The sequence below is a fragment of the Pantoea sp. X-Soil-TKNS-1211 genome, from assembly GCF_059730495.1.
Map to the genome: position 1 here is coordinate 3,403,581 of NZ_AP035953.1, position 23,783 is coordinate 3,427,363.

The window sequence follows — 23,783 nt, forward strand, 5'->3', positions numbered from 1 at the left end:
GCGAAAGGCATAAAAAACGGGCCCGCAGGCCCGTGATCGTCTTTTTATTTATTGATGCGCGACAATCGCATCATCTTTTACATCCATCTCAATGGTTTTACCCGGAACCAGCGCACCAGAAAGAATCTGTTGTGCCAGCGGGTTTTCAATCTGCTGTTGGATAGCGCGTTTCAGTGGTCGCGCACCGTAAACCGGATCGTAACCGTTCTCGCCCAACAACCGGATGGCCTCATCCGATATGTGCAGCTGGTAGCCGCGATCCTCCAGACGTTTGTACAACCGCTGCAACTGAATCTGCGCAATAGAAGCAATGTGTTTTTCACCCAACGGATGGAATACCACGACTTCATCAATACGGTTGATAAACTCCGGACGGAAATGATGTCCAACAACCGACATCACCAGATCCTTCATTTCCGGATAATCTAACGCGCCAAAGCGTTCCTGAATCAAATCAGAACCCAGGTTTGAGGTCATGATCACCACGGTGTTACGGAAATCGACCGTGTGCCCCTGGCCATCGGTTAAGCGACCATCATCCAGCACCTGCAACAAAATGTTGAACACATCCGGATGCGCTTTCTCCACCTCATCCAGCAGAATCACCGAATAAGGACGACGACGTACGGCTTCAGTCAGATAACCACCTTCTTCATAGCCGACATATCCCGGAGGAGCGCCCACCAGACGCGATACCGAATGCTTCTCCATAAATTCGGACATATCGATACGCACCATGGCGTCGTCGCTGTCGAACAGGAAATTTGCCAGCGCCTTACAAAGCTCAGTTTTACCCACACCCGTTGGCCCCAGGAACAGGAAGGAGCCAATTGGCCGGTTGGGATCGGAAAGACCCGCACGGCTACGACGAATCGCGTTCGATACCGCTTCTACCGCTTCATCCTGTCCGATGACGCGCGCATGCAGTTCCTGTTCCATCCTCAGTAGCTTATCGCGCTCACCTTCCATCATGCGAGCCACCGGAATGCCGGTCCAGCGCGCCAGCACATCGGCAATTTCCACATCTGTTACGCGGTTGCGTAACAGTTTCATGGTCTTGCCTTCTGATTGCGTTGCTGCTGCCAGCTGTTTTTCCAGCGCCGGAATTTTGCCGTACTGCAATTCAGACATCTGTCCCAGATCACCCACACGACGTGCCTGCTCCAGCGACAATCGAGCCTGTTCCAGTTCAGCCTTGATATTCTGCGTCCCGGTCAGTGACGCTTTTTCTGCTTTCCACTCTTCTTCCAGCTCGGCGTATTCGCGCTCTTTCTGGTCGAGTTCCGCTTCCAGCATCTCCAGGCGTTTAACACTGGCATCATCAGACTCTTTCTTCAGCGCCTGCTGCTCCAGTTTAAGCTGGATAATACGACGGTCGAGTCGATCCAGGGGTTCCGGCTTCGAATCGATTTGCAGACGAATGCTGGAAGCCGCCTCATCAATCAGGTCGATGGCTTTATCTGGCAATTGACGGTCTGCAATATAGCGATGCGAAAGCGTGGCCGCTGCCACAATTGCCGGATCGGTAATTTGCACATGATGGTGCAGCTCATAACGTTCTTTCAGGCCGCGCAAAATCGCGATGGTATCCTCAACGCTCGGCTCAGCAACAAAGACTTTCTGGAAACGACGTTCCAGCGCTGCGTCTTTTTCGATGTATTGACGATACTCATCCAGCGTCGTAGCACCGACACAATGAAGCTCACCGCGTGCCAGAGCCGGTTTCAACATATTACCGGCATCCATTGCACCGTCAGCTTTACCGGCACCCACCATGGTATGCAGCTCATCAATAAACAGGATGACGTTACCTTCCTGCTTTGACAGATCGTTCAGTACCCCTTTCAGGCGCTCTTCAAACTCACCACGATATTTCGCACCAGCCACCAGCGCGCCCATATCCAGAGCCAGTACCCGACGCCCTTTCAGCCCTTCCGGCACTTCACCATTAATGATGCGCTGGGCCAGACCTTCGACGATCGCGGTTTTACCCACCCCTGGCTCACCAATCAGGACCGGGTTATTTTTGGTACGACGTTGCAGCACCTGAATGGTACGACGTATTTCTTCGTCACGGCCAATCACCGGATCGAGTTTGCCCAGTTCGGCGCGCTCGGTCAGATCGATAGTGTATTTTTTTAATGCCTGGCGCTGATCTTCAGCCCCTTGATCGTTCACGTTCTCTCCCCCTCGCAATTGCTCGATGGCCTTAGCGAGTTTTTCCGAAGTTGCGCCAGCAGACTTAAGTAAATCAGCCAGCGAGCCGCGCGAATCCAGGGCCGCCAGAACAAATAATTCAGATGAAATAAAGTTATCGCCGCGCTTTTGCGCCAGCTTGTCGCACAAATTGAGTACGCGCACCAAATCGGCGGACGGCTGTACGTCACCATGAGTGCCTTCAACTTGTGGTAATCGATTGATAGCCTGTTCAATACCGGTACGCAGGCCCGCGACATCGGCACCCGCCGCCGTGAGCAACGGACGCACCGATCCGCCATCCTGATTGAGCAACGCGCTCATCACATGAAGGGGTTCAATGAATTGGTTATCGTGTCCCAGAGCAAGGGACTGTGCATCGGCCAGGGCCAGCTGGAATTTATTAGTAAGACGATCCAGACGCATGATTCCTCCCATTACAGGTCAAAATGCTACTGGAGATTAAATGAGGTCATCCCTCAAATTTTTCAAGGTTAATGACCTGAGTTGTGAGCAAAAAATACGCTAACTGGATCGTCTTGTGGCGTAAGGTTATCTCAGCCAAATCAAAGTTGCCATACGCCCGGTGATGCGATCGCGTCGGAAGGAGAAAAAATCGTCGTTTTCATGCCAGGTACAGCGCTGTTCACCACTGATGGAGTGCACACCTGCGGCTTGCAGACGCTGACGCGCCAGCAGCCAGATGTCGGCAAAATATTTTTCACCCGCCGGACGAAATGCCTCTGCAGCACGGACATCCTGCGCCATAAATGCCGCCCGCACTTCCGCGCCAACTTCAAACGCCTGTGGGCCAATGGCTGGCCCCAGCCATGCATGTATCTCATCGGGCGGGCAGTGAAATTGCGCCAGCGTCTGCTCTAGCACGCCATTACACAAACCACGCCAGCCTGCATGCGCTGCGGCAACCTCGCTGCCATCACTGGCGCAGAATAACACCGGCAAGCAATCCGCCGTCATCACGGCACACACGACATTCGCTTCACGAGTAATCGCAGCATCAGCGTCAGGAATCGTTTTGCTATTGGGTAAACGCACCACATCCTGACCATGAACCTGATTCAGCCATTGCGGCATAGCCGGCAATTGCGCCAGCTCGACCAGGCGCTGACGATTAAGGTTCACATGATCGCCACTGTCGCCGACATGGCTACCAAGATTGAGTGAACCCCATGGGGCGAGGCTTACCCCGCCGTGGCGTGTTGTTGAACATGCCCGAACACAAGCCGGTGCCGGCCAGTCCGGGATGATCAGGTCACTCACAACCAGTCCAGTTGATCGCGGAACATATTGGTATCCGCTTTCAGGGCATCAATCAGATCAACCATGTCTTGTGGCAGCGGCGCGTGCCACTCCATCTCAATACCGGTAATCGGATGATAGAGACGCAACATTGTTGCGTGCAGCGCCTGACGATCAAAACCGCGCAGTGTCGCGATAAATTCGTCAGAAGCGCCTTTCGGTGGGCGAGGACGGCCACCGTACAGCGGATCGCCCACCAGTGGATGGTTGATATGGGCCATATGTACACGAATCTGGTGCGTACGACCCGTTTCCAGACGCAGACGTAAACGGGTGTGCGCTCGGAAATGCTCCATGATGCGATAATGCGTGGTCGCCGGTTTGCCCATTGGATGCACTGCCATATGGGTACGTTTGGTGGAGTGACGTGCCATCGGCTCATTCACCGTACCACCCGCCGTCATGGTGCCAATCGCAACCGCTTCGTACTCACGGGTGATTTCACGCAGTTGCAGCGTTTCAACCAGATGCGTTTGTGCCGGTATGGTTTTCGCCACCACCATCAACCCGGTGGTGTCTTTATCCAGACGATGGACAATACCCGCACGCGGTACATCCACGATCGGCGGGTAATGGTAAAGCAGCGCGTTCAGCACCGTACCATCCGGATTGCCTGCGCCAGGGTGCACCACCAGGTCGCGAGGTTTGTTAATGACGATGATATCGTCGTCTTCATAGACGATATTCAGTGGGATGTTTTGCGCTTCCCAGCGTTGTTCTTCTTCGATCTCAGCGCTGATCGACACCTGCTCGCCGCCCAGAACTTTTTCTTTCGGTTTGTCGATGACGGTGCCGTTGACACTGACGCGACGCTCGAGGATCCATTCTTTTATGCGAGAACGTGAATAATCAGGGAACAATTCCGCCAAAGTCTGATCTAAGCGTTGTCCAAGTTGTGCTTCGGACACCGTTGCGGTGAGTTGAACTTGTTGTGCCATATACAGCTTCTTCGTTAACGTTGGGTTTTCACGGCGATGCCGTTTAATATAATGTGCTATCGTACCTGGTCATTACCGGGAGCTACACGGACAGCTTCCGCCATAACACTTTGAGGATAATCATTTCGTCATGACGCGTATGAAACATCTGGTGGCTGCTGCCACACTGAGCCTGGCACTGGTGGGTTGCTCCGGTTCTAAGGACACAGTACCGGACAGCCCGCCGTCTGAGATTTACGCCACAGCTCAGCAAAAACTGCAGGACGGTAACTTTAAAGCGGCGATTAAGCAACTGGAAGCGTTGGATAACCGTTATCCGTTCGGCCCGTATTCTCAGCAGGTACAGCTGGATTTGATCTACGCGTATTACAAAAATGCCGATCTGCCGCTGGCGCAAGCCGCTATTGCACGCTTTATGCGTCTTAACCCGACCCATCCGAACATCGACTATGTCATTTACATGAAAGGTCTGACGGATATGGCGCTGGATGACTCCGCACTGCAAGGCTTCTTCGGTATTGATCGTTCCGATCGCGATCCGACTCACGCCCGTGATGCGTTCCGCGACTTCTCCCAGCTGCTGCGAGGTTACCCGAACAGCCAGTATGCCGCTGATGCGCAGAAACGTCTGGTGTTCTTGAAAGAGCGCCTGGCGAAGTATGAACTTTCAGTGGCGCAATTCTATACCAAGCGCGGTGCTTATGTCGCTGTTGTTAACCGTGTAGAAGGGATGATGAAGGATTACCCGGACACGCAAGCCACCCATGAGGCGCTGCCGCTGATGGAAAATGCCTATCGCCAGCTGCAATTAACTGCTGAGGCCGATAAAGTAGCAAAAATCATCGCCGCCAATAACGCCTGATTTGTAGCAAACAAAAAAGCAGCCTTCACTGGCTGCTTTTTTTGATGAAAAATCAGACAAAAATCTTATTTCTCATCCCGGTTAACTCGTCAATCTTGCCCCGTTCATCCCCACTCTTCAAGCTTTTTCCGCCACTTTCCCGGCCTTTCTCACAATTTGTTGGCATTGACAAAAAGTGACATTTTTACGTGATCTTTATCACACATTTTCCATGTTTCCGCGGTATGCTGGACCTACCAAGACGGAAATGACAGAGAGGTTTGAATGATGATTCTGAACATTACCAGTAAACAAATGGAAATCACTGCGGCTATCCGCAACCATGTCGAAGACCGTCTCGCCAAGCTGGAAAAATGGCAAACTCACCTGATAAATCCGCACATTGTGTTATCGAAAGAGCCGAAAGAATTTGTGGCCGATGCCACGATTAACACACCAAACGGCACGCTGGTCGCCAGCGCGAAACATGATGATATGTACACCGCAATCAACGACCTGATTGCCAAGCTGGAGCGACAGCTCAATAAAGCGCAACACAAACCTGAAGCGCGTCGCGCTACCACGAGTGTGAAAGATTTTACGCCAGCAGGATAAACGTCGATTTTCTCAGCAACGCGCCTGCGGGCGCGTTTTTTATTGACAGCCTTAAATCAGTGCGGTTAATCTCGGGACACTTTATTTTTGGAAATTGCTATGAAACATCTGCCGTTCTTCTTCGCATTCTTTTTTACCTTCCCCTGATTGGGAGGCGATTCGTCATGTGAAAATGAATGCGAAGACGAACAACAAAGCCTCCCAACCGGGAGGCTTTTTTATTGGACAGCTTACAGGTGAGCCTAATGAACCCCGATAACCCACTGCTGGCATTACGCGACAAAATCAGCGCTGTTGATGAAAAGCTACTGACGCTGCTGGCTGAGCGCCGCAGCCTGGCAGTAGAAGTAGCGCAAGCCAAACTGGAAACCCATCGCCCGATCCGCGATGTCGAACGTGAACGTGCCCTGCTGGAAAACCTGATTACGCTGGGGAAAAAGCACCAGCTCGATGCGCATTACATCACGCGTCTTTTCCAACTGGTGATTGAGGATTCTGTCCTGACTCAGCAGGCGCTGCTGCAAAAGAATCTCAACCATCCGCATGCACATGCGCCACGCATCGCGTTTCTCGGTCCGAAAGGCTCCTATTCACACCTTGCCGCGCGCAAATATGCCGCTCGCCATTTCGATTCGATGGTGGAAAGTGGTTGTTTGAAATTTCAGGACATCATTCAGCAAGTGGAAAGCGGTCAGGCTGACTATGCCGTGATGCCAATTGAGAACACCTCTTCCGGTTCCATCAATGACGTTTACGACCTGCTGCAACAAACTTCGTTATCGATTGTCGGCGAACTGACTATTCCTATTGAGCACTGTGTATTAGTCAGCGGCAATACCGATTTGCAACAGATTGAGACCGTTTACAGCCATCCGCAACCGTTCCAGCAGTGCAGTCAGTTCATCAACCGTTTCCCGCAGTGGAAAATTGAATACACCGAAAGCACGGCAGCAGCGATGGAAAAAGTGGCGGCGATGAATTCACCGAAAGTGGCCGCACTCGGCAGTGAAGCGGGTGGTGAGTTATATCAATTACAGGTACTGGAACGCGATCTGGCCAACCAGCAGCAAAACCACACGCGTTTTATTGTACTGGCGCGTAAGCCGATTGACGTCTCTGACCAGGTTCCGGCCAAAACCACACTGATTATGGCGACCGGGCAGCAGGCAGGGGCGCTGGTTGAAGCGCTGCTGGTTCTGCGCCAACACAACCTGATCATGAGCAAACTCGAATCGCGTCCGATCAACGGCAATCCATGGGAAGAGATGTTTTACATCGACGTGCAAGGTAATCTGCAATCTGACAGCATGCAGCGTGCGCTGGAAGAGTTGCGCGGTCTGACCCGCTCACTGAAAGTACTCGGTTGTTATCCGGGTGAGAATGTAGTGCCGGTAGAGCCGCGCATCTAAGCAAAAGGGCATCCCTGAGGATGCCCTTTTCTTTTATTGTCGGCTATCGTTGGCCGAGCGCAACATACTGCGACTCTCAACCAGGAAGCGTTTCGCGTAGTCACCAAACCAGTGTTCCACGCGCCGGAAGCTATCAATAAACGCCTGTTTATCGCCATGTTCCAGTAAAGTAATCGCTTCGCCAAAACGCTGGTAATAGCGCTTAATCAGCGCGATGTTGCTTTCTGAAGACATAATGATGTCTGCATACAACTGTGGATCCTGCGCAAACAACCGCCCCACCATCGCCAGCTCCAGGCGGTAAATCGGTGAAGACAAGGCCAGCAGCTGATCCAGATTGACGTTTTCTTCCGCCAGATGCAGGCCATAGGCAAAGGTCGCGAAATGGCGCAACGCCTGAATAAACGCCATGTTTTGGTCATGCTCGACAGCACTGATCCGATGCAGCCGCGCTCCCCATACCTGAATCTGCTCAAGGAACCACTGGTAGGCTTCCGGCTGACGCCCATCGCACCACACCACAACCTGTTTTGCCAGGCTGCCGCTGTCCGGGCCAAACATCGGGTGCAGACCAAGCACCGGACCGTTGTGCGCCGCCAGCATGGCCTGCAATGGACGATTCTTCACCGATGCCAGATCAACCAGAATACAATCTTCCGGCAGTTTTGGCAGCTTTGCGATAATCTGCTCGGTCAGATGGATCGGCACACTGATGATCACCATACCGGCATCTTTCAGTAACTCGTCAGCCTGCTCCCAGTCCTCCTTGTCGAGCAGACGAACCTGATAGCCAGACAAGGTCAGCATTTTTTCAAACAGACGTCCCATCTGGCCACGGCCACCAACAATCACCACCGGACGCAGTGTCGGACACAGGGTTTTGAAGCCTTTGTCATTTTCACTGGTGTAGGATTCGCGCATCAGACGGCGCAGCACATCCTCAATCAGATCCGGTGGTACACCGAGCGCCTCAGCTTCCTGGCGACGCGAAGCCAGCATACTGGCCTCACGCTCCGGCACATATATCGGTAAGCCATAACGACTTTTTACTTCACCTACTTCAGCAACCAGCTCAAGCCGCTTCGCCAGCAACCCGAGCAGGGCTTTATCTACTTCATCGATTTGATCGCGTAGCGCGGTCAGTTCAGCCACCATGACTTATTACACCTCGTGTGACAGACGCGCCGACAGCACTCCCTGCAGATCCTGATGGATTTCACGCAGTAAAGTTTCGGTGGTGTCCCAGTTGATGCAGGCATCGGTGACGGACACACCGTACTTCATCTCACTACGCGGCTGCTCAGAAGACTGATTGCCTTCATGAATGTGGCTTTCCAGCATCAGGCCGATAATGGAGCGGTTTCCATCTTTAATCTGGGCAATAGCCGATTCGGCTACACCCGGCTGACGGCGATAGTCTTTGTTAGAATTGCCATGGCTGCAATCTATCATTAAGGCCGGGCGCAGTCCCGCTTTGACCATCTCTTTTTCACACTGGGCGACATCTTCCGGGCCGTAGTTGGGTGCTTTGCCACCACGCAGAATCACGTGACCATCCGGATTGCCCTGAGTCTGCAACAGGCACACCTGACCGGCCTGGTTGATACCGACAAAACGGTGTGGCATGGCAGCAGCGCGCATCGCGTTGATCGCCGTGCCCAGGCTACCATCGGTACCATTTTTAAAGCCAACCGGCATAGAAAGGCCAGAAGCCATCTCGCGGTGGGTTTGAGATTCGGTGGTACGCGCGCCAATGGCCGACCAGCTGAACAGGTCACCAAGGTATTGCGGGCTGTTCGGATCGAGCGCTTCGGTCGCCAGCGGCAGTCCCATCTCCACCAGGTTCACCAGCAGCTGACGCGCAATGTGCAGCCCGGCTTCCATATCAAACGAGTTGTCCATATAGGGATCGTTGATCAACCCTTTCCAGCCGACGGTGGTACGGGGTTTCTCAAAATAGACACGCATAACGATGTACAGCTGATCCTTCAGCTGTGCAGAAAGAGTTTTTAACAGACGGGCGTATTCAAGTGCAGCTTCGGTATCGTGGATAGAACAAGGGCCACAAACCACCAGCAGGCGCGGATCACGGCCAGCGATGATATCGGAGATAGTCTGACGGGAAGCCGCAATTTGCGCCTCCTGAGCAGCACTCAGCGGGAATTTCGCTTTCAGTTCTCCGGGGGTAATTAAAATTTGTTCATCGGCGATATGCACATTGTTCAGCGCGTCTTTTTGCATGATAGCGATCCTTTTTACTCGTTTATGCGTGTTGGGATCCTCACTGAGGATGGCGCACACTTTATCACAAGTCGTAAATGATGTAATCCATACATGTACACTTTTATTACCATGCCAACCAACCGATCGAGAAAAAATGAATTAATCAATTAAAATACAAACAGTTATAACAAATAAAAGAGCAAGCACACAAAGCATGATAGTAAAGTATAGTTTACACACCTATAGTAAACATCACGCGACTAACCGAAAAACTTGCGCTAACATTCTGTTATTCGTCACTTTTCAGGATCAAACCGATGGCAATCGCTGCTGTACATCTTCGCCCCTATTATCTAGACGATGCCAGTGCCTTTACCGAAGCAGTGAATGAGTCACTCGCCAGCCTTCAGCCGTGGATGGTGTGGGCGCATGAGGACTACCGTGTCGAAGAGGCAATCAGCTGGATTAATTTTACCCATATTCAGCGTGATCGGGGTGAAGCAGAGGAGTTTGCCATCGTTGATGGACATGATCGTTTGTTAGGTGGTGCCGGAATCCGTTTTGCCCAACAACCAGGAGAGTTCAGCGCGATAGGCTATTGGGTACGTTCTGATGCTCAGCGCCAGGGCGTGGCAACCCGTGCTGTCGAACGGCTGGTTGAGCTGGGGTTTCAGTCACACAAACTGAAGATACTGGAGATTCTGGCAGCCGCAGATAATCTCGCCAGCCGTACCGTCGCGGAACGCAGTGGATTTAGCTTTGTGGATTATCGCTACGGTTTGATCGTACTGGAAAGTGGCCCGGTGAATACCGCAATCTATCATTTGAAACGCGGATAAAAAAAGGGGCTGGCAGATGCCAACCCCTTGTTTGCTATTAACTTTGAGATGTCGCTTACGCGAGCTCTTAGTTAAGACGCTCTTTGATACGAGCAGACTTACCAGTACGCTCACGCAGGTAGTACAGTTTGGCTTGACGCACAGCACCACGACGTTTAACAGCGATGCTGTCAATTACCGGAGAGTGAGTCTGGAAGACACGCTCAACGCCTTCGCCGTTAGAAATCTTGCGAACAGTGAATGCAGAGTGCAGACCGCGGTTACGAATAGCGATAACCACGCCCTCGAATGCCTGCAGACGTTTCTTAGTCCCTTCAACGACCCATACTTTCACTTCCACGGTATCACCCGGACGGAAGGAAGGTACGTCCTGTTTCATCTGCTCTTGTTCAATTTGCTTGATAATGTTGCTCATAATTAAATCTCTTATCCTGGGTAAACTGATAGTCAGGGAAGATTACTCTTCCGCCTCATCGTTTTGCTGCTGCTGATGTTCACGCTGGAACTCAGTAAGCAACCTTGCTTGCTCTTCAGTCAGAGCCAGGTTTTCCAGAAGTTCAGGTCTTCTCAGCCAGGTACGGCCTAGCGACTGTTTCAGGCGCCAACGGCGAATATCGGCATGGTTCCCCGACAGTAACACTGCCGGAACATCCATCCCCTCTAACACTTCAGGTCGGGTATAGTGTGGGCAATCCAGCAAACCATCCGAGAACGAATCCTCGTCGGCTGACGCCTGCTTTCCCAGCACGCCTGGTATAAACCGGGCGACGGAGTCAATTAACGTCATGGCTGGCAGTTCACCGCCACTGAGTACATAATCGCCGATTGACCATTCTTCATCAATTTCGGTTTGGATTACGCGCTCATCTATCCCTTCATAACGGCCACAAACCAGAATCAACTTCTGCTGTGTCGCCAGTTCGCAAACGCCCTGTTGGTCGAGTTTGCGTCCCTGAGGTGAAAGATAAATCACCTTAGCACCTGCTCCCGCCGCTGCTTTCGCTGCGTGGATGGCGTCCCGCAAGGGTTGCACCATCATCAGCATTCCCGGTCCGCCGCCGTAAGGACGATCGTCCACAGTACGGTGCCGGTCGTGCGTGAAGTCACGAGGACTCCAGCTCTCAATGCTGAGCAGGCCATTTTTTACTGCCCGGCCAGTTACCCCGTAATCGGTAATAGCGCGAAACATCTCTGGAAACAGGCTAATAACACCAATCCACATCGCGTTCGCCGTTGCGTTACCGGTTTGTCCGGAGATCAAAAACCAGGATCCCAATCTACTTCAATAGTGCCAGTAGTGAGATCGACTTTCTTGATAACCTGTTCATCCAGAAACGGTATTAACCGTTCCTGTGCACCGAATGCATCTTTCAGGTTTGCCTTAACGACGAGAACGTCGTTCGAACCGGTCTCCATCAAATCAATGACTTTGCCCATTTCGTAGCCTTCGAGGTTTACTACTTTGCAACCCATCAGGTCTTTCCAGTAGTAATCACCCTCTTCCAGCGCCGGCAGTTGCGCGGAATCAACCGTAATTTCGCAATTGGTTAATTGTGCCGCGGCATCCCGATCGTCAATGCCTTTGACTTTGATGATCAGGTCCTGATTGTGGTGCTTCCAGCCTTCCAGTTCGACCAGCTGCCATTGACCGGCATGCTGAATAAACCAGGGCTGATAGTCGAAGATACTTTCGGCTTCTTCGGTGGAAGAAAACACTTTGAGCCAGCCCCGAATGCCGTAAGCGGCACCCATCTTCCCCAATACAATCGGGTTAGCGGGAGGCTGTGCGGCAGGTTTTCTGCTCATGCTCACCACCGTGACAGATTAAGCTGCTTTTTTTGCTTCTTTGATCAGCGCGTTAACGCGATCAGAAAGCGTTGCGCCCTGGCCAACCCAGTGCTCAATACGGTCCAGATCCAGACGCAGACCTTCAGCCTGACCTGCAGCGATCGGGTTGAAGAAACCTACGCGCTCGATGAAGCGACCGTTACGAGCATTGCGGCTGTCAGTTACGACGACCTGATAGAACGGACGCTTTTTAGCGCCGTGACGTGCCAAACGAATGGTTACCATAACATCCTCATTAGTTAATAAAACAACCGGGCCCCATCGAGGAACGGGGCCCGGGTGCAATATAAAAAGCCCGAAAATTTTACTCATTTTGGCGCAAAAAGCAACCTGAGCATCTCACTTTTCCGGCATTTAGCCAGTCACCTTAGCGACCGGGGAACCCTGGCGGCATCATGCCCTTCATACTACGCATCATTTTCGCCATGCCGCCCTTCTTCATTTTCTTCATCATGCGCTGCATATCATCGAACTGTTTCAGCAGTCGGTTGACATCCTGCACCTGCATACCCGAACCCAAAGCGATGCGGCGCTTGCGTGAACCCTTGATGATTTCCGGCTTCTCGCGCTCTTTACGCGTCATCGAGTTGATGATCGCTTCCATACGCACCAGCAGCTTGTCGTCCATCTGTGATTTCACATTATCAGGCAATTGACCCATGCCCGGCAGCTTACCCATCAGGCTTGCCATGCCGCCCATGTTGCGCATCTGCTTCAGTTGCTCAAGGAAATCGTTGAGGTCAAAGCCATCGCCGGTTTTCAGTTTCTTCGCCAGCTTTTCCGCTTGCTCGCGATCCACCTTGCTTTCGATATCTTCAATCAGCGACAGCACATCGCCCATGCCGAGGATGCGTGAGGCGATACGATCTGGATAGAACGGCTCCAGCGCCTCAGTCTTCTCACCGACACCCATGAATTTGATCGGCTTGCCGGTAATATGACGAATCGATAACGCCGCACCACCGCGTGCGTCACCATCGACTTTGGTCAGGATCACACCGGTCAGCGGCAGCGCTTCATTAAACGCCTTCGCGGTATTGGCGGCATCCTGACCCGTCATCGCATCAACCACAAACAGCGTTTCCACCGGATTGATCGCGGCGTGAACCTGTTTGATCTCGTCCATCATCGCTTCGTCAACGTGCAGACGACCAGCGGTATCGACTAACAGGACATCGTAAAATTGCAGACGCGCTTCTTTCAACGCGTTGTTCACGATGTCGACAGGTTTCTGGCTCAGGTCCGACGGGCAGAAATCCACGCCAACCTGCTCTGCCAGCGTTTCCAGCTGGCGAATTGCCGCCGGGCGATAGACGTCAGCAGAGACGACCAACACTTTTTTCTTGTGCTTTTCACGCAGGAATTTACCCAGTTTCGCGACGCTGGTGGTTTTACCTGCACCTTGCAGGCCGGCCATCAGCACCACAGCCGGTGGCTGTGCGGCAAGATTAAGTGCATTGTTTTCTGCACCCATTGCCTCAACCAACTCCGTGCGAACAATTTTGATGAACTCCTGACCCGGCGTCAGGCTCTTGTTCACATCGTGGCCGACCGCGCGCTCTTTGACGCGGTTGATAAATTCACGGACCACCGGCAGCGCGACATCCGCTTCCAGCAACGCCATACGCACTTCACGCAGCGTGTCCTTGATGTTGTCTTCAGTCAGCCTTCCGCGGCCGCTAATATTGCGCAGGGTTTGCGACAAACGATCGGTTAAATTATCAAACATGCTCTCTCACTTAGACACATAGCGAGGCCGCCTGGGCGACACAATGCGGCGGATTATAACACGAAGCCAGGCCGATCTCTGCAATTGCCCTTCAGATCGTTTGGAGCCTGCTGCGGCTGACGTTATACTAGTTTTTTCCTTATCTGACTGACACCTGAAAGGATCTATGTTCGTTTTTGCGATCGTGGCGTTGTTCGCCTACTCTCTCAGCCTTGCTTTGATCATCCCCAGCCTGCTGAAACGCAATGGTGGCTGGCGACGCTTTGCTGTGCTCTCCGCCTGCGTGGCGCTGATCGCCCACGCCGTGGCGTTACAACAACGTATTTTTGCCGTCGACAACGGACAAAATCTCAGCCTGCTGAATATCGGCTCGCTGGTCAGCCTGCTGATCTGCGCGATTATGACTATTGTCGCATCGCGCAATCGGGGCTGGCTGCTGCTTCCGGTTGTCTACAGTTTCGCGCTGATTAATCTGGCCTTTGCCACATTCGTGCCCAATGCATTTATTACGCATCTGGAAACCACACCTGGCATGATGATCCACATCGGTTTGTCGCTGTTTGCTTACGCGACACTGATCATCGCGGCCCTGTATGCGTTACAACTGGCGTGGATCGATTATCAGTTGAAAAATAAAAAACTGGCGTTCACCCAGGATATGCCGCCATTGCTTAGCATTGAGCGCAAAATGTTCCACATCACGCAGATTGGTGTTGTGCTGCTGACGCTGGTACTGGTGACCGGCCTGTTCTATATGCATAACCTGTTCAGCGCCGAAAACGTGGATAAAGCGGTGCTGTCGATTATTGCCTGGTTTGTTTATATCGTTTTGCTCTGGGGGCACTACCACGAAGGCTGGCGCGGTCGTCGCGTCGTCTGGTTTAACTGCAGCGGTGCAATTTTGCTGACGATGGCCTACTTCGGCAGCCGTGTACTGCAACACCTGCTCACCCAATCGTCTCACTAAAGGAATTTTTGCGTTGGAACATGTTTCAACCACCACGCTGATCATCACCCTGGTCATCATGGTGCTGGTCTCGGCCTATTTCTCCGGTTCAGAGACCGGCATGATGACGCTCAACCGCTACAAACTGCGCCATCAGGCGAAAAACGGTCAACGTAGTGCGCGTCGCGTCGAAAAGCTGCTGCGCCGTCCGGATCGTCTGATCAGCCTGGTGCTGATCGGTAATAACCTGGTCAACATCCTGGCATCAGCATTAGGCACAATTGTCGGCATGCGTTTATATGGCGACGCCGGTGTGGCGATTGCTACCGGTATCCTGACCTTTGTGGTGCTGGTATTTGCCGAAGTGCTGCCAAAAACCATCGCAGCGCTCTACCCGGAGAAAGTCGCTTACCCCAGTAGTTTCCTGCTCGCGCCGCTGCAATACGTCATGCTGCCGCTGGTCTGGCTGCTGAATACCATTACGCGCATTTTGATGCGTATGGTCGGCATCAAAACTGATGGTTCAATCAACTCAGCATTGAGCAAAGAAGAGTTGCGCACCATTGTGTATGAATCACGTAGCCTGATGTCGCGTCGTAATCAGGATATGCTGCTGTCAGTGCTGGACCTGGAAAAGGTGGGTGTTGAAGACATCATGGTGCCGCGCAACGAGATTGTCGGCATCAACGTCAATGACGACTGGAAATCGGTGGTACGTCAGCTTAGCCACTCTCCACATGGTCGTATCGTTTTGTTTCGCGACTCGTTGGACGACTGTGTTGGCATGCTGCGGGTGCGCGAAGCCTGGCGCATGATGACCGAGAAAAAAGAGTTTAACAAAGAAACGCTGCTGCGCGCCGCAGATGAAATCTACTACGTGCCTGAAGGGACACCACTGAATATTCAGTTGGTGAAGTTTCAGCGCAACAAGAAAAAGGTCGGCCTGGTCGTTGATGAATACGGCGATATTAAAGGCCTGGTAACCATCGAAGATATTCTTGAAGAGATTGTCGGTGATTTCACCACATCAATGTCGCCAACGCTGGCAGAAGAAGTGATGCCTCAGACTGATGGCTCGGTGCTGATTGAAGGCGGTGCTAACGTGCGCGAAATTAACAAAGCGTTCAATTGGTCGCTACCGGAAGAGGAAGCCCGTACCATCAACGGAATGCTGCTGGAAGTACTGGAAGAGATTCCGCAGGTGAATACTCAGGTACTGGTTGGCAAATACGATATCGATATTCTCGACGTACAGGACAACATGGTAAAGCAGGTGCGGATTACACCACACACGCCGCTCAAATCATCGATCGGTTCCTGACATAAAAATGCCGCGATAAACGCGGCATTTTTTTCTTTCTGCATCAGCAAATACTAGATGTGCAGCTCGTGCAATTTCTCTTCCGGCAGTTTCAACTCGTCGTTATAGTTAACGCCGATCTCGCTTGCCAGCACGTTGCGTGCAATCTGCTGTGCTTCATCCAGTGAATGCAGCTTGTAGCTACCACATTGATACTCGTTCAATTCCGGGATCTGGTTTTGTTCTTTAACTTTCAGAACGTCTTCCATCGCCCCTTTCCACGCTTTCGCCACACGTTGTTCGTCTGGCGCACCAATCAGGCTCATGTAAAACCCGGTGCGGCAACCCATCGGTGAGATATCAACGATTTCAACGCCTTCACCGTTAAGGTGGTTACGCATAAATCCGGCGAAAAGATGCTCCAGCGTATGAATACCACGCTCGGTCAGAATCTCTTTGTTTGGTCGGCAGAAGCGCAGGTCAAAAACGGTGATGGTATCGCCATGAGGAGTTTTCATGGTTTTTGCAACACGCACTGCGGGCGCCGCCATGATGGTGTGATCTACAGTAAAACTATCCAGCAGTGGCATATTGTCACCTCCTGTTTTGAGAATTTTTTTAAAACGATGAAACTTTTCTGTTCGCCTAACGTCTGAATATATGAAAGACGCGCATTTGTTATCATCATCCCTGACAACAGAGATGTTTATTCGGCCACAGTGATGTGGCCTTTTCTTTTTTACCCTTCCCGGCTGGCAAGATAGCTGGCGAAATCCAGCGTATCACTCTGTTCCAGCGTCTCTTGCGCGAGCACTGAATCCTGTGCCTGACGTGTAAAATCATCCTCACTCAGAACCTCAAGCGGTTCCTCACACAGCAGATGACGGTACTGTTCAGCCAGTGCCACACCGGTTCCGGTTAAACCATTCTCCTTCATTGCATGAAGGATGCGCGCCGAATAGGTTAGCTCAGGATCATCAAACGATGCTACCAGTTGATCGCAAACCTGTTGATATTGCGTGCTGCCCTCGTTGCTGTCGAGCACTTCCGCCACGCGACGCAGGTCGACAAACAACGCCTTACCCACTTCAACCAGGGTATGCTGGGTTTCACTGCAACCTACGGCAATCATCTGGCCTGGCTTACGGCCTTCAAGCACCACGCGGTTCCAGTTTTTACGACTGCACAGCAACTCATCCGCACTCATTTCTGGCGCATCTGCCAGCGTACACCAAATCAGGAACAAGTCGAGGAAACGAACCTGGTTCGAATCGACGCCAATCGCGGAGAATGGGTTAATATCCAGAGAACGAACTTCAATATATTCAATACCGCCGCGTTGCAGCGCATCTGAAGGCGCTTCACCGCTACGCGTTACGCGCTTCGGACGAATCGGCGCATACAGTTCGTTCTCAATCTGCAGCACGTTGGTATTTAACTGCAACCAGTTACCATCGGCATCTTTGGTGCCAATCGCCGCATACTCTTCAGAAGGGGTTTTGATAGCGGCTTTCAACGCGGCAACATACCCTTCCAGCGAGTTAAAGGTAATACCCAGTCCACTTTGCGATTTATTGGTGTAACCCAGATCGCTCAGACGCAGCGAAGTGGCATACGGCAGCCACAGCGTACCTTTATCGTTCGTTTCAAACGGCAGGTTGCTTTCCCGACCTTGCAGGAAGCTGGAACAAATCGCGGGCGAAGCACCAAACAGATACGGAATCACCCAACCGAAGCGATAGTAGTTGCGAATCAGGCGCAAGTATCCGGCTGAGATGGTTTCTTTACCGCTTTCCGCATCTTTGACATCCGCCCACTCACGCCAGAATGACAGCGGCAGCGAGAAGTTATAATGGATGCCTGAAATGGTCTGCATCAGCGCGCCATAGCGATTTTTCAAACCCTGACGATACAGCGTCTTCATTTTGCCAATATTGGAACTGCCGTACTGCGCCAGCTCGATTTTATCCGCATCTTCAATGATGCAGGGCATGCTAAACGGCCACATGCGCTCCTGACCCAATTCTCGCGCTACATGGCGGTGAATGTCGCGCAGGAAACTGAGCATGTGATCAATGTTCTGATCAACAGGCGTGATGAATTCCAACAGCGTTTCAGCAAAATCGGTGGTAATCCAATCATGCTTCAGCGCTGAACCCAAGGACTCCGGGTGCCCGGTAGTTGCCAGGTGACCATCCGGCTCGACGCGCAACGTTTCGCGTTCGATGCCACGGCCGATACCTTTTAACGCGTCGGGATGCGCTTCCAGCCAGGAAAGCGCTTTTGATACGTCCGGGATCACATTAACCTCCCGCTGTGCGAATAATTTATTTTTGTTCAGCATAATGTTAACCGTAGCCTCGAATCTGTGCGAATCAATGCCACCATTGCAAACCTTGCAAAGTGACCGTCGCGATAACGATGTAACGCAGTGTTTTACCGATGGCGAGAAACAACAGCGCCGGAAGCCAGCCAATGCGCAACCATCCTGCAAAGACGCAGAGCAGATCGCCCACGACGGGCAGCCAACTAAACAGCAGGGCTGCAGGTCCGAATCGGTGTAACCACGTCATTGCTGTGCTATGCCATCGTCCCTGCCCTTTTGGCGGCATCAGGCGACCAAGAAAAATGTTCGTCAGGCCGCCCAGCGTGTTTCCCACTGATGCCGCCAATAGCAACCCATAGACCGACCCTTTTTTGGCGATCAACAGGGCGACCAGCACCGCCTCTGAGCTTCCCGGAAGCAGGGTGGCACTCAGAAAGCTACTGCCGAATAACGAGCCATAAGTCAGAAATTCATTCACAGTAAACGGACATCAACCACATCCATGCCTGCCGCTTTGGCTGCCTGAACGCCAAAATCAGCATCCTCAAATACCACACAGCGCGCAGGTGCGACGCCCATCAATTCGGCACAGCGCAAGAAGGTATCAGGTTGCGGTTTATGGCGCTGAACATCATCAGCGCCGACGACTGCGGTAAAAAGATGATAAACGCCCAATTGCTTCAGCAGCGCTTCTGCCAGACTGTGTTCGCTGCCAGTACCTACTGCCATCGGGCGACGACCATGATAAGCCTTTACCACCTCCATCAGCGGCAACGGACGGACGCTATCCAGCAGCATCGCTTTGAAGGCCACGGTCTTTTCCGCCGCCAACAAATGCGGATCATGCGAGGCGTTGTTTTGCTCGATGATAAATTGCGCCAGCTGCCAGGTTGGCGCACCATTAAAGCTCACCATTTTTTCGTCATCAATGGTGAAACCATAGCGGCTAAGTACCTGATGCCAGGCTTTTCGATGTGTCGGCTCAGAATCGAGGATCGTGCCGTCCATATCGAAAATCAAGGCGTCATATTGGTCGTACATTGTCACTCCGGACGTCCTGCAAAGGTGCCCTTACTTTAACGTAATGCGTTCAGGTTGTCGCCAGGTGTGCTTAACAGCAAATGCTTTGAAAGCATTAGCAATTTTGGATTTAAGAAAAAGGTGAGAAAACGGTGCCGCGCATAAATGGCGGTTAATTCAGTGTTTTTGTTTGAACGAAGAGTAAAGCCGAGAGAATGGTGCATCCAGGAGGATTCGAACCTCCGACCGCTCGGTTCGTAGCCGAGTACTCTATCCAGCTGAGCTATGGATGCATTGAGAGTTTTTCTTGCGACGGGCTGACTAAATTAGGTGATGAGACAAAGAATGGTGCATCCAGGAGGATTCGAACCTCCGACCGCTCGGTTCGTAGCCGAGTACTCTATCCAGCTGAGCTATGGATGCATTGAGAGATTTTCTTACAATGGACTAACTGAAATCAACCTGGGAATGATACGAGAATGGTGCATCCAGGAGGATTCGAACCTCCGACCGCTCGGTTCGTAGCCGAGTACTCTATCCAGCTGAGCTATGGATGCATTTCTGAAAATTCTTGTACAACGCAGGGTGCTAACAACTCACCACGAAAGGAACTGCTCGTTCACTCTTTACGACATCTTTTTCGATGGTGCATCCAGGAGGATTCGAACCTCCGACCGCTCGGTTCGTAGCCGAGTACTCTATCCAGCTGAGCTATGGATGCATCGAAAAATGGCGGTGAGGCGGGGATTCGAACCCCGGATGCAGCTTTTGACCGCATACTCCCTTAGCAGGGGAGCGCCTTCAGCCTCTCGGCCACCTCACCTTACGCGTTCTGACGAACTGTGCTTCTGAACTTTGTTTCCGCTCATCGGCACTGCGTGGCGCACATATTACTTTCCCGCATTTATAAGTCAAACAATTTTTCCCACTACACGTTCGTTTGCACAAATGACAGACAATCCGCGCAATTTGCCGACAAAAAGAGTGATTAATCAACAGTAAAAGGTCGATGCAGATAACAAAACGACAAAGAAGAAAATAGCAGGGAAAGCAGAAAAGCAGGGGAAAGCGGTAGCGCCTCGCCGTAAAGCGAGGCGCTGAATCCGTTAGTAACTCGTAGGCTGAGCTTTTTCTGCCTGGATGCGCTGATAGATCTCTTCGCGATGCACTGAGACCTCTTTAGGTGCATTGACGCCAATACGGACCTGGTTACCTTTAACTCCCAGCACCGTTACAGTCACCTCATCGCCAATCATGAGGGTTTCACCAACTCGACGAGTTAGAATAAGCATTCTTTGCTCCTTGAAAGATTAAAAGAGTCGGGCCTGTTCGGGTTCCCGGCCATATCCATCATATACTGCCGAACAATGTCTATGACAAATACACCATTGTGGTTTGTCACGCCAATACATTCTGCTGATAGTTAGTTTAGCCGAAATACACTTCCTCAACCTGACTTTGTCATTACCTGGTGCACATCGCGTTAAAAAGCGCCGGAACATCTGTTCCTGACGCTCTCCACGATGCTTAGTTTTATTTCGTTACAGTCGATTGCTAACCCACTCCTGAACACCCGCAAGCGCACCGGCCAGTGCCTGCGGATTAGTACCACCCGCCTGTGCCATATCCGGACGACCACCACCTTTGCCACCCACCAGGGCCGCCAGCTCACCAACCAGTTCGCCCGCTTTAACCCGGTCGGTCAGGTCCTTGGTCACCCCGGCGATCAGCGACACTTTGCCTTCCGCGACAGTTGCCAGCACGATAATGGCGGAACCGAGCTGATTTTTCAGATCGTCCATCATAGTACGCAGCATCTTAGGTTCTACGTTGCTCAGCTCACTCACCAACAGTTTGGTGCCTTTCACATCAATGGCTTTGCTGCTGAGGGAGGCACTCTCCTGCGCGGCCTGTTGGTCACGCAGTTGTTGCAGCTCTTTTTCCAGTGCACGAACGTGATCCACCAGACCGCGTACTTTCTCGTTCAGGTTGCTGCTGTTGGCTTTCACCAGATGCGCGATATCCTGCAACTGATGGCTTTGCGCATTGACCTGCGCCAGTGCACCTTCACCGGTAACGGCTTCGATACGACGCACTCCCGCCGCAGTACCTGACTCAGACTGAATGCGGAACAGGCCAATATCACCGGTACGTGCCGCGTGAGTACCGCCACACAGCTCGGTTGAGAAATCACCCATGCTCAGCACACGTACGCGCTGGTCGTATTTCTCGCCAAACAGTGCCATTGCTCCCTTCGCTTTGGCCGCTTCCAGGTCCATGATATTGGTTTCAACCGCCAGGTTACGACGAATCTGGGCGTTGACAATATCTTCAACCTGACGAATTTCCTGCGGTTTCATCGCTTCAAAATGCGAGAAGTCGAAACGCAGGTACTTGTCGTTTACCAACGAACCTTTCTGCGCCACATGCTCACCGAGAACCTGACGCAACGCAGCATGTAGCAGGTGCGTCGCTGAGTGGTTCAGGCGAATACGTGCGCGACGTTCTTCATCAACCTGAGCATTCAGGCGATCGCCGACACGCAACTGACCTTGGGTAAGCTTACCGATATGACCAATCGCCTGACCATACTTCTGTGTATCCTGGACGCTAAATTCAGCATTATTCCCAGTCAATACGCCGGTATCCCCCACCTGACCGCCTGATTCACCGTAGAACGGCGTTTCATCCAGCACCACGACAGCATCCTGACCTGCACTGACCTGCTCAACAGGTTGACCATCAACAAACAACGCCTGCACAGTGGAAGCCAGTGCCAGCTGGTCGTAGCCTTTAAACGCAGAGGCCGAGTCAATACGAATCACGTTGTTATAATCGGCACCAAAGCCGCTGGCCTCACGTGCACGCTGACGCTGCTGTTCCATCGCTACTTCAAACCCGGCTTCGTCGATCTTCAGATCGCGCTCACGGCAAACATCTGCCGTCAGGTCGACAGGGAAGCCGAAGGTGTCATAGAGACGGAAGACGGTTTCACCATCAAGGGTATCACCCTGCAATTTCGCCAGTTCTTCATCCAGCAATGCCAGACCACGCTCCAGCGTTTTCGCGAACTGCTCTTCCTCCGCTTTCAGCACGTTTTCTACCTGAGCCTGCTGACGTTGCAGATCTTCACCCGCTGAACCCATCACCTCAATCAGCGGCGCAACCAATTTGTAGAAGAAGGCATCTTTCGCGCCAAGCATATTGCCGTGGCGTACCGCGCGACGAATGATGCGACGCAGTACATAACCGCGGTTTTCATTCGAAGGAATCACGCCGTCGGCAATCAGGAAGGCACAGGATCGGATATGGTCAGCAATAACGCGCAGCGATTTGTTGCCGAGATCAGTCGCACCGGTCACTTCCGCCACAGACTTAATCAGTTTGGCGAACAGGTCGATTTCGTAGTTGGAATTAACGTGCTGCAACACCGCCGCAATACGCTCCAGCCCCATACCGGTATCGACTGAGGGTTTTGGCAACGGCTGCATCGTACCGTCAGCCTGACGGTTAAACTGCATGAACACGATGTTCCAGATTTCAATGTAACGGTCGCCGTCTTCTTCCGGGCTGCCCGGAGGGCCACCCCAGATATGATCGCCATGGTCGAAGAAAATTTCGCTGCACGGACCGCAAGGGCCGGTATCTCCCATCTGCCAGAAGTTGTCAGAGGCGTAAGCGCTACCTTTGTTATCACCGATGCGGATAATACGTTCGCGCGGGATACCAATGTCATTCGCCCAGATGTCATAGGCTTCATCGTCCGTTTCATAGACGGTCACCCAAAGACGATCTTTCGGCAGCTTAAACCACTGCTCACCCGTCAGCAGTTCCCAGGCATAAGCAATCGCGTCTTTTTTGAAATAGTCGCCAAAGCTAAAGTTGCCCAACATTTCAAAGAAGGTGTGATGGCGTGCGGTGTAGCCCACGTTTTCGAGGTCATTGTGCTTACCACCGGCACGCACGCAGCGCTGCGACGTGGTCGCACGCGAGTAATCGCGCTTATCCTGACCGAGGAAAACGTCTTTAAACTGGTTCATCCCGGCATTGGTAAACAGCAGCGTCGGGTCGTTGTTCGGTACGAGGGAGCTGCTGGCTACAACCTGATGTCCCTTGCTATGAAAAAAGTCGAGAAACGCTTGACGGATCTCAGCAGTGCTCTTGCTCATAAATTTCCTGGAATCACGCTAACGAACGTTCCCTTTCGTCTGGCAAGTCGTATGCGCCCGACCC

Annotated in this window: 23 protein-coding genes, 5 tRNA genes and 1 other annotated feature; of the genes, 7 read left to right on the forward strand and 21 right to left on the reverse strand. The window is 52.2% G+C overall.

Features of this window, described 5'->3' with window-relative positions; all coding sequences use genetic code 11:
* Positions 1-48: 48 nt before the first annotated feature.
* The 3 genes from clpB to rluD all read right to left on the reverse strand — a co-directional run bounded on the left by clpB (position 49) and on the right by rluD (position 4,454).
* A complete protein-coding gene (gene clpB / locus AC6I8W_RS16095; protein ID WP_497835818.1) occupies positions 49-2,622 on the reverse strand; it encodes an ATP-dependent chaperone ClpB in 2,574 nt (857 codons plus the stop codon).
* 126 nt (positions 2,623-2,748) lie between these two features.
* Positions 2,749-3,477, reverse strand: a complete 729-nt coding sequence (yfiH, locus tag AC6I8W_RS16100) for a purine nucleoside phosphorylase YfiH (protein ID WP_497835819.1) — start codon at positions 3,475-3,477, stop codon at positions 2,749-2,751.
* The gene (rluD, locus tag AC6I8W_RS16105) at positions 3,474-4,454 is read right to left on the reverse strand and encodes a 23S rRNA pseudouridine(1911/1915/1917) synthase RluD (protein ID WP_497835820.1); all 981 of its coding nucleotides are present in this window, start codon (positions 4,452-4,454) and stop codon (positions 3,474-3,476) included. The genes yfiH and rluD overlap by 4 nt, the downstream gene beginning before the upstream one ends.
* Before the next feature lie 130 nt (positions 4,455-4,584).
* Here rluD and bamD point away from each other — a divergent pair, with 130 nt between their 5' ends.
* The 4 genes from bamD to pheA all read left to right on the forward strand — a co-directional run bounded on the left by bamD (position 4,585) and on the right by pheA (position 7,319).
* Complete coding sequence (bamD, locus tag AC6I8W_RS16110; RefSeq protein ID WP_480365179.1) at positions 4,585-5,316, forward strand: outer membrane protein assembly factor BamD; 732 nt, start codon at positions 4,585-4,587, stop codon at positions 5,314-5,316.
* A gap of 267 nt (positions 5,317-5,583) precedes the next feature.
* Complete coding sequence (gene raiA, locus AC6I8W_RS16115; protein ID WP_013510195.1) at positions 5,584-5,910, forward strand: ribosome-associated translation inhibitor RaiA; 327 nt, start codon at positions 5,584-5,586, stop codon at positions 5,908-5,910.
* Positions 5,911-6,008: 98 nt separating this feature from the next.
* Positions 6,009-6,133: a sequence feature (Phe leader region), on the forward strand.
* Entirely contained in the window at positions 6,010-6,057 is a 48-nt protein-coding gene (gene pheL, locus AC6I8W_RS16120) for a pheA operon leader peptide PheL (RefSeq protein WP_100703679.1), read from the forward strand. It overlaps the preceding feature by 48 nt.
* A gap of 22 nt (positions 6,134-6,155) precedes the next feature.
* Positions 6,156-7,319 carry a bifunctional chorismate mutase/prephenate dehydratase gene (pheA, locus tag AC6I8W_RS16125; protein WP_497835821.1) on the forward strand — a complete coding sequence of 388 codons (1,164 nt, stop codon included), beginning with the start codon at positions 6,156-6,158 and terminating at the stop codon, positions 7,317-7,319.
* Positions 7,320-7,352: 33 nt separating this feature from the next.
* Here pheA and tyrA read toward each other — a convergent pair whose 3' ends face one another.
* Positions 7,353-8,474, reverse strand: a complete 1,122-nt coding sequence (gene tyrA, locus AC6I8W_RS16130) for a bifunctional chorismate mutase/prephenate dehydrogenase (RefSeq protein ID WP_497835822.1) — start codon at positions 8,472-8,474, stop codon at positions 7,353-7,355.
* A gap of 6 nt (positions 8,475-8,480) precedes the next feature.
* The gene (gene aroF / locus AC6I8W_RS16135) at positions 8,481-9,560 is read right to left on the reverse strand and encodes a 3-deoxy-7-phosphoheptulonate synthase AroF (RefSeq protein WP_480365185.1); all 1,080 of its coding nucleotides are present in this window, start codon (positions 9,558-9,560) and stop codon (positions 8,481-8,483) included.
* A 299-nt stretch (positions 9,561-9,859) separates the two neighbouring features.
* Between aroF and AC6I8W_RS16140 the strand changes: the two genes are divergently transcribed.
* The gene (locus AC6I8W_RS16140) at positions 9,860-10,381 is read left to right on the forward strand and encodes a GNAT family N-acetyltransferase (RefSeq protein WP_497835823.1); all 522 of its coding nucleotides are present in this window, start codon (positions 9,860-9,862) and stop codon (positions 10,379-10,381) included.
* Positions 10,382-10,448: 67 nt separating this feature from the next.
* On the opposite strand, the gene rplS is transcribed toward AC6I8W_RS16140, so the two are convergent.
* The 5 genes from rplS to ffh all read right to left on the reverse strand — a co-directional run bounded on the left by rplS (position 10,449) and on the right by ffh (position 13,958).
* The gene (gene rplS / locus AC6I8W_RS16145; protein WP_497835824.1) at positions 10,449-10,796 is read right to left on the reverse strand and encodes a 50S ribosomal protein L19; all 348 of its coding nucleotides are present in this window, start codon (positions 10,794-10,796) and stop codon (positions 10,449-10,451) included.
* Positions 10,797-10,838: 42 nt separating this feature from the next.
* The gene (gene trmD, locus AC6I8W_RS16150; RefSeq protein WP_480371652.1) at positions 10,839-11,603 is read right to left on the reverse strand and encodes a tRNA (guanosine(37)-N1)-methyltransferase TrmD; all 765 of its coding nucleotides are present in this window, start codon (positions 11,601-11,603) and stop codon (positions 10,839-10,841) included.
* Between the two features lie 35 nt (positions 11,604-11,638).
* A complete protein-coding gene (rimM, locus tag AC6I8W_RS16155; protein WP_480365193.1) occupies positions 11,639-12,187 on the reverse strand; it encodes a ribosome maturation factor RimM in 549 nt (182 codons plus the stop codon).
* 18 nt (positions 12,188-12,205) lie between these two features.
* Positions 12,206-12,454 (reverse strand): 30S ribosomal protein S16, encoded by a 249-nt coding sequence (gene rpsP, locus AC6I8W_RS16160; protein WP_013510204.1) that lies wholly within the window; start codon positions 12,452-12,454, stop codon positions 12,206-12,208.
* Between the two features lie 142 nt (positions 12,455-12,596).
* Positions 12,597-13,958 (reverse strand): signal recognition particle protein, encoded by a 1,362-nt coding sequence (ffh, locus tag AC6I8W_RS16165; protein ID WP_480365196.1) that lies wholly within the window; start codon positions 13,956-13,958, stop codon positions 12,597-12,599.
* Positions 13,959-14,124: 166 nt separating this feature from the next.
* Here ffh and AC6I8W_RS16170 point away from each other — a divergent pair, with 166 nt between their 5' ends.
* Together AC6I8W_RS16170 and AC6I8W_RS16175 are read left to right on the forward strand one after the other, a co-directional pair.
* Positions 14,125-14,925: a cytochrome C assembly family protein gene (locus AC6I8W_RS16170; protein ID WP_013510206.1), complete on the forward strand. Its 801-nt coding sequence runs from the start codon at positions 14,125-14,127 to the stop codon at positions 14,923-14,925.
* A gap of 13 nt (positions 14,926-14,938) precedes the next feature.
* Complete coding sequence (locus AC6I8W_RS16175) at positions 14,939-16,225, forward strand: HlyC/CorC family transporter (protein ID WP_497835825.1); 1,287 nt, start codon at positions 14,939-14,941, stop codon at positions 16,223-16,225.
* 53 nt (positions 16,226-16,278) lie between these two features.
* Here AC6I8W_RS16175 and luxS read toward each other — a convergent pair whose 3' ends face one another.
* From luxS to alaS, 11 genes are all read right to left on the reverse strand, one after another.
* Positions 16,279-16,794, reverse strand: coding sequence for an S-ribosylhomocysteine lyase (gene luxS, locus AC6I8W_RS16180; RefSeq protein WP_480365201.1), 516 nt, complete (start codon positions 16,792-16,794; stop codon positions 16,279-16,281).
* Between the two features lie 149 nt (positions 16,795-16,943).
* Positions 16,944-18,548, reverse strand: coding sequence for a glutamate--cysteine ligase (gene gshA, locus AC6I8W_RS16185; RefSeq protein ID WP_497835826.1), 1,605 nt, complete (start codon positions 18,546-18,548; stop codon positions 16,944-16,946).
* 31 nt (positions 18,549-18,579) lie between these two features.
* A complete protein-coding gene (locus tag AC6I8W_RS16190) occupies positions 18,580-19,008 on the reverse strand; it encodes a YqaA family protein (RefSeq protein ID WP_497835827.1) in 429 nt (142 codons plus the stop codon).
* A complete protein-coding gene (gene yqaB / locus AC6I8W_RS16195; RefSeq protein ID WP_497835828.1) occupies positions 19,005-19,571 on the reverse strand; it encodes a fructose-1-phosphate/6-phosphogluconate phosphatase in 567 nt (188 codons plus the stop codon). The genes AC6I8W_RS16190 and yqaB overlap by 4 nt, the downstream gene beginning before the upstream one ends.
* Positions 19,572-19,766: 195 nt before the next feature.
* A tRNA-Arg gene (locus AC6I8W_RS16200) sits at positions 19,767-19,843 on the reverse strand.
* Between the two features lie 53 nt (positions 19,844-19,896).
* Positions 19,897-19,973 (reverse strand) — tRNA-Arg (locus tag AC6I8W_RS16205).
* A 57-nt stretch (positions 19,974-20,030) separates the two neighbouring features.
* Positions 20,031-20,107, reverse strand: a tRNA-Arg gene (locus AC6I8W_RS16210).
* An 87-nt stretch (positions 20,108-20,194) separates the two neighbouring features.
* Positions 20,195-20,271, reverse strand: a tRNA-Arg gene (locus AC6I8W_RS16215).
* 9 nt (positions 20,272-20,280) lie between these two features.
* Positions 20,281-20,373, reverse strand: a tRNA-Ser gene (locus tag AC6I8W_RS16220).
* Between the two features lie 283 nt (positions 20,374-20,656).
* Positions 20,657-20,842 carry a carbon storage regulator CsrA gene (csrA, locus tag AC6I8W_RS16225; RefSeq protein WP_013510212.1) on the reverse strand — a complete coding sequence of 62 codons (186 nt, stop codon included), beginning with the start codon at positions 20,840-20,842 and terminating at the stop codon, positions 20,657-20,659.
* A 249-nt stretch (positions 20,843-21,091) separates the two neighbouring features.
* A complete protein-coding gene (alaS, locus tag AC6I8W_RS16230) occupies positions 21,092-23,719 on the reverse strand; it encodes an alanine--tRNA ligase (protein WP_497835829.1) in 2,628 nt (875 codons plus the stop codon).
* Positions 23,720-23,783: the final 64 nt, after the last annotated feature.